This is a genomic window from Chamaesiphon sp. VAR_48_metabat_403 (genome assembly GCF_031422475.1).
Classification (GTDB): Bacteria; Cyanobacteriota; Cyanobacteriia; order Cyanobacteriales; family Chamaesiphonaceae; genus Chamaesiphon.
Genome location: NZ_JANPLS010000270.1, coordinates 1 through 6177 on the forward strand (window position 1 = coordinate 1; position 6177 = coordinate 6177).

A 6177-nucleotide genomic window follows, 5' to 3' on the forward strand; every position below is an offset into this window, starting at 1 on the left:
GGAAGATTCGCCAACAATTAATCGCCGACAATCTATTAGATGCGGTAATTGGTTTACCGAGTAATCTCTTCTTCGGTACCGGAATTCCGGCGGCGGTGTTGGTATTTAAGCGGAATAAACCAGATAACAAGGTGCTATTTATCGATGGCAGTCGGGATTATGCGGATGTGAAAACCCAGAACAATCTCAGGGCGCAAGATATCGCCAAGATTGTCGCGGCATACACGCAGCGGGAAACGGTGGAGAAGTATGCTTATTTGGCGGGGTTTGATGAGATTGGGGAGAATGATTTTAATCTGAATATTCCCAGGTATGTGGATACTTTTGAGGAGGAGGCGGAGATCGATATTGGGGCGGTGCAGGCGGAGATTGATGGTTTGGAGGAGGAGTTATCTAAGGTTAAGTTTCGGATGGTTGGCTATCTTGAGGAATTGGGCTTATGATTCCTGATGGGTGGACTTTATATTCCTTTGGCGATATTGTCGTTAAATCTCAATATGGCTTATCAATTCCTAGTTCACTAGATGGACAATATTACATTTTTAAGATGAACAACTTTAAAGATGGGAAGATGAATCCCCGTAAAGTTGACAAGGTAAATTTGAGCGATGCAGATTTAGAAAAATTCATGTTAAATCATGGTGATATCCTAATTAATCGTACGAATAGTATTGATTTAGTTGGTAAAACTGGTGTCTTTGATTTAGAGGGAGTTTTTACATTTGCATCTTACTTGGTTAGATTTCAAGTAAATAGAACTATTGCGAATCCATTTTTCGTGAATTTCTTTTTCAACTGGTCAGAAAGTCAGCAAAGATTGAAAGAGATTGCAACTCTTGGGGTTAGTCAAGCAAATATTAATCCCACAGCCTTACAAAAATATTTCAAGATACTATTACCGCCGCTTTTAGAACAGTGTAGGATTGCGGAGGTGCTTGGGGTTTGGGATGAGTCGATCGATCTGCTGGAGAGATTGATTGGGAAGACTCGATCGCGCAAGCAGGGGCTGATGCAGCAGTTATTGACTGGTAAGAAACGCTTTAAGGAGTTTGAGAGTAGCGAGTGGAGAACTATTAAACTTTCTGATTTTTTCACTGAAATATCTAAAAAGAATACTAATAATGAAGATCTTATTGTACTGTCATGTTCAAAAGTCTATGGCATTGTCCCTCAATCTAGTATTTTCGCTAAAAGAATAGCATCTGAAGATACTAAGCGTTATAAAATAGTGGAAGCAAATAATCTTGTTTACGATCCTATGTTGTTATGGGACGCATCAATTGGATTTGTCGAATCAGTTAATAGAGGTGTTATTTCTCCTGCATATAATACATTTAAATATAAAGGATCTTACGATGTTTTACCTTACTTTAGATATCTCTTCAAGTCTTATGAATTCAAAGAGATTTATAAAGTTATTTCGCAAGGAACTAATGTTCGCAGAAGAAAAGCTCCAGCTAAAACATTTTTGAGCATAGAATTTGAATTTCCTCAAAGTGTTCCAGAACAGGAAAAGATTGCTGCTGTACTCTCTGCTGCGGATGAGGAAATATCAACCCTAGAAAAACAACTGGCTGCTTACAAGCAACAGAAACTAGGATTGATGCAACAACTACTCACCGGACGCATCAGGATTTAGAGGATTTTCATGATTTTCAGGATTAGGTTGCTTGCGGTATGCGGGGATGGTTTGGATTCGGAGGATTTAGGTTGTTTGTGGGGTACGAAAATGCTCATAATATCTGATACTCACCAATAACATAATCCTGAAAATCCTCAAATCCTAAAAATCCTGATGCCGACAGTGAGGATGCAGTGATGTTACACCAACCCCGCATCTCACCAATAGCCTAATCCTGAAAATCCCGAAAATCCTCAAAATCCTGATGCGGCAATTGGGATGTGGGGGAATACTAGAAATGTCAGCATGGAGGAATAGGCTATGGAACTAAACGATATCACATATAAAGTTAATGGCTGTGCGATGAAAGTTCACAATGAACTAGGCAATGGCTTTCAAGAAGTTATCTATCAACGGTGTCTAGCCATAGAATTCAAGAGAGCTAATTTACAGTTTGGGCGAGAAGTATCGCAAAACATTTATTATGATGGCATTCACGTAGGGACACGCCGCGCCGATTTTGTGGTAGAGGATCGCATCATTGTGGAAATAAAAGCCGTCATCAGACTAGAAGATGTACATTTAGCCCAAGCAAAGAATTATGTCGTCGCTTACAACTTTCCAGTAGGTTTATTAATTAACTTTGGATCGAATAGCTTAGAATTTAAGAAGGTATTCAATAACCGATACAAGGAACCCTCTACTAATGAAATGATGGCATTAACCGAGAGTGGTAACTCTTTTAATTTTCTAGATGATGAACCCGATCTGTACACTCTTACTGATGGAGATTTAGTTTAATGAACCCATCCCCGATCGATCTGCGCGAAGTTATCTCTTCTCAAATTTTACCAGGATTTTAGGATTTTCAGGATTTTAGGATTAGGTTATTGGAATTTAGTATGATTTTTGATATGAATTCAGCATCTATTGACTTGCGCGAAGTTATTTCTTCTCAAATTCCGGCTTTGGCTCTACTTCAAAACATCGGCTATACCTACATCACGCCAGCCGAAGCCCTCGCACATCGTCAGGGGAAACGATCGAAGATAGTACTTGAAAATATCCTAACAGCCCAACTTCACAAGCTCAATCAGATCGAACATCGGGGTAAAGTTTATCCTTTTAGTGATGCAAATATTCAAACTGCTGTTGCCGCAATCAGTCAATTTCCTTACGATGCTCTCTACACTACCAGCGCACAGATTTACGATTTATTAGTATTGGGTAAAAGTCTCGAACAAACGATCGATGGTGATAAGAAAAGCCATCAAATGAAATATATCGACTGGGAAAATCCGGCGAATAATGTCTTCCACGTTACCGATGAGTTTGAACTCGAACGTCTCAATAGTACCCAAACTCGTCGCCCCGATATCGTAGTGTTTGTTAATGGCATTCCGCTAGCTGCGATCGAATGTAAGCGTCCCGATCTGCCTAAAGCTACTGAAGAAGCCATCAGTCAACATTTGCGAAACCAACGCCCTGATGAGATTCCGCACTTTTTTTGTGTTACTCAAATCTTAATTGCGATCGCTCAAAATACTGCCCAGTATGCCACCACCAGAACTGAGAAAGAGTTTTGGGCAGTGTGGAAAGAAGAGATAAAATTAGAACAGTTTGAAGCAGAACTTTATGCCCTGATTAATTCCTCTCTGTCAGCCACACAAAGTCAGCAATTATTGAGCTGGCGGAAAACTTGGGAACAGGCAAAAATTCACGAACTCTGGGCGGCGGGAGCGAGATTAGTTTCGGCTCAAGATCGGTTACTGTATAGTTTACTCGCACCGCAGCGATTATTAGATCTGATTCATGGTTATATTTTGTTCGATGCGGGGACGAAAAAGATCGCGCGTTATCAACAGTATTTTGCTGTCAAAGCAACGATCGATCGAGTCAAGCAGGTACGAGGCGATCTTTCCCGTCAAGGTGGGGTAATTTGGCATACGACGGGCAGCGGAAAATCGCTGACGATGGTGTTATTAGCCAAGGCATTAGTGAGGGAACCAAGCATTCTCAATCCGAAGATTATCTTAGTTAACGATCGAGTCGATTTAGACGACCAACTTACCATTACTTTTGGTAACTGTAAACTACCACCGACTCAGGCTCAAAGTGGTAAAAATCTGCTCGAATTACTCAATCTTCCCAAAGCCGAAATCATTACCACCGTCATCGATAAATTCGATACCGTCGCACGCGAAAAGGGTGAAAATCCTAGTCCCAATATCTTCGTGCTAGTAGATGAATCCCACCGCTCCCAATACGGACAAATTCACGCCAAGATGCGAAATGTGTTCCCCCACGCCTGTTATATCGGCTTTACAGGTACGCCCTTACTCAAAAAGGATAAAAGTACCGCCCAGAAGTTCGGCGGCTTTATTCACTCTTATACCATGCCCAAAGCTGTCGGAGATAAAGCGGTGGTGCCGATCGTTTATGAAGGGCGAGAGAGCGAATTTCAGAATACTGAAGCTGTCGATAAATGGTTCGATCGCATTACATCTGACTTAAACCCAGAGCAAAAAGCCGACTTAAAACGCAAGTTCAAAAGTGCCGAACCGCTCTATGAAGCCGATGCAAGAATGCGAGAAGTAGCCTACGATCTCAGTGAACATTTCGACAAACATTTTAAAGGGACGAAATTAAAAGGACAATTTGCCACTTCTAGCAAGCGCGCCGCAATTACTTATAAAAAGCTCCTTGACGATTGGGGAAAAGTGCGATCGGCAGTAATTATTTCGCCCCCAGATACCCGCGAAGATAATGATAGTGTCAATGAAGCCGATCTTTCGGAAGTGCAACGCTTTTGGAAGGACATGATGGCGACTTATGGCACGCCGAAGAACTATCAAGACAAACTAATTGAAAAGTTTAAGGATGGCGACGGAGACGACGCACCAGATTTATTAATCGTCGTTGATAAACTGCTGACTGGTTTTGATGCGCCGCGCAATGCGGTTCTATATATCGATAAACGCCTCAAAGAACATAATATCTTGCAAGCGATCGCGCGTGTCAATCGTGTCTTCGAGGGCAAAGAATACGGGCTGGTAATCGACTATCGGGGCATTTTTGGTGAGATGAATCAAGCCCTAGAAATATACGCCGCCCTGGAGCAGGAGGGGTTCGATCGCGAGGATATTGAAGGTGCTTTGGTAGACGTGCGGGTAGAAATTGCCAAACTGCCCACGCTCCATGCGGCTGTCTGGGATGTATTCAAAGGCGTGACTAATCTTCAGGATACCGAAAGTCTCCAACAGTGGCTCGAACCGCAAGATAGGCGCGATGAGTTCTATGAATCCTTACGAGATTTCGCCAAAAATCTCCGGCTTGCTCTCAGTAATGCTCCCTTCCAAGCCGATACTCCCGAACATACCAAACAACGCTATCTTCAAGATCTAAAATCTTGTCTCAAGCTGCGGGATCTAGTCAAAATTAGGTATGGTGAAAAGGTAGACTATTCCGAATATACCGACCAAATTCGGCGGATGGTGGAGAAGGAAATCGGTGCATCGGAATTTATCACCATCATCGAACCCGTGGATATATTCGATTTGGATCGATCCAACGCCGAAATCGAGAGTATCGTCGGAACAGCCGCTCAAGCTGACGCAATCGCCGCTAGAATCAAAAAAGTCGCGATCGAACGGATGGAAGAAGATCCTATATTGTACTTACGATTGAGTCAATTAATTCAAACTGCGATCGATGCCCACCGCGCCAAACGCCTCAGCGACATCGAATATCTCCAACAAATGCGATCGCATCTAGAAACCGTCCGCAGTGGCGGCGCAGATACCGTTCCCTCACCACTCCAAACCCGCCCCCAAGCACGAGCATTTTACAACGTTTTGCAAGCGAAGTTAACTAGTAGCCTAGAGACTAAAGTCTCCGCTAGTGATACAAAGTCCGCCTGCGCGGACTCTGGAACCCAGTTAGTTGTTCGTGAATCAAAATCCACTTACATAACAACCCAGTCCGCGCAGGCGGACTTTGCACCACTAGCCTCGATTTGCGAAAAGTGCGGTCTTGGGGAAACCCCAAGTAGAGCACCTTTTCAAGACACAATCGACGGCGGCATCAATAGCGATCCCAATAATTCAGACGTATTTGTGTTGTTATCGATCGGCATTGAAGACATTATCACCAAACATAAAATTCGTGATTGGCAACACAATCAAGACATCCAAAAGCAAATGATGAACGAGATTGACGATCTTGTTCACGACTTAAAAAAGACCCACAATCTCTTCATTCCCTGGGGCGATTTGGATGAACTAATCGCGAAGATCCTCAAGATTGCCGAAAACTATGAAGTTAACTGATATTCATCGCGTTCCTTATGGGAGTAGAGATATTACCTTCGCTCTCGAATATTCCCCTCGCAAAACCCTCGCGATCGAAGTTTATCCAGACAGTAGCATCGTTGTCAAAGCCCCGACCGATGCGACAATAGAATCGATCGAAGCTAAAATCATTCACCGTGCCGCCTGGATTGCCAGACAACAACGTCAATTCGATCGATATGCCCCACCTTTACCCGCCCCCGAATG

4 protein-coding genes and 1 pseudogene are annotated in these 6177 nt (G+C 43.0%); all 5 read left to right on the plus strand.

All coding sequences use genetic code 11. The annotated features are described in order from the left end of the window. Window positions 1–443: N-6 DNA methylase (locus RMO79_RS12450; protein WP_310483483.1), on the plus strand; the 443-nt coding region annotated here is incomplete at its 5' end. After that, window positions 440–1639, plus strand: a complete 1200-nt coding sequence (locus tag RMO79_RS12455; RefSeq protein WP_310483484.1) for a restriction endonuclease subunit S — start codon at window positions 440–442, stop codon at window positions 1637–1639. The genes RMO79_RS12450 and RMO79_RS12455, both read left to right, overlap by 4 nt. Window positions 1640–1942: 303 nt before the next feature. Continuing rightward, a pseudogene (locus RMO79_RS12460) lies at window positions 1943–2308 on the plus strand (GxxExxY protein); the annotation flags it as partial. Window positions 2309–2535: 227 nt separating this feature from the next. Then, window positions 2536–5949, plus strand: coding sequence for a type I restriction endonuclease subunit R (locus RMO79_RS12465; protein ID WP_310483486.1), 3414 nt, complete (start codon window positions 2536–2538; stop codon window positions 5947–5949). Further along, on the plus strand, window positions 5936–6177 hold a 242-nt coding region (locus RMO79_RS12470; protein ID WP_310483487.1), incomplete at its 3' end, for a YgjP-like metallopeptidase domain-containing protein. The genes RMO79_RS12465 and RMO79_RS12470, both read left to right, overlap by 14 nt.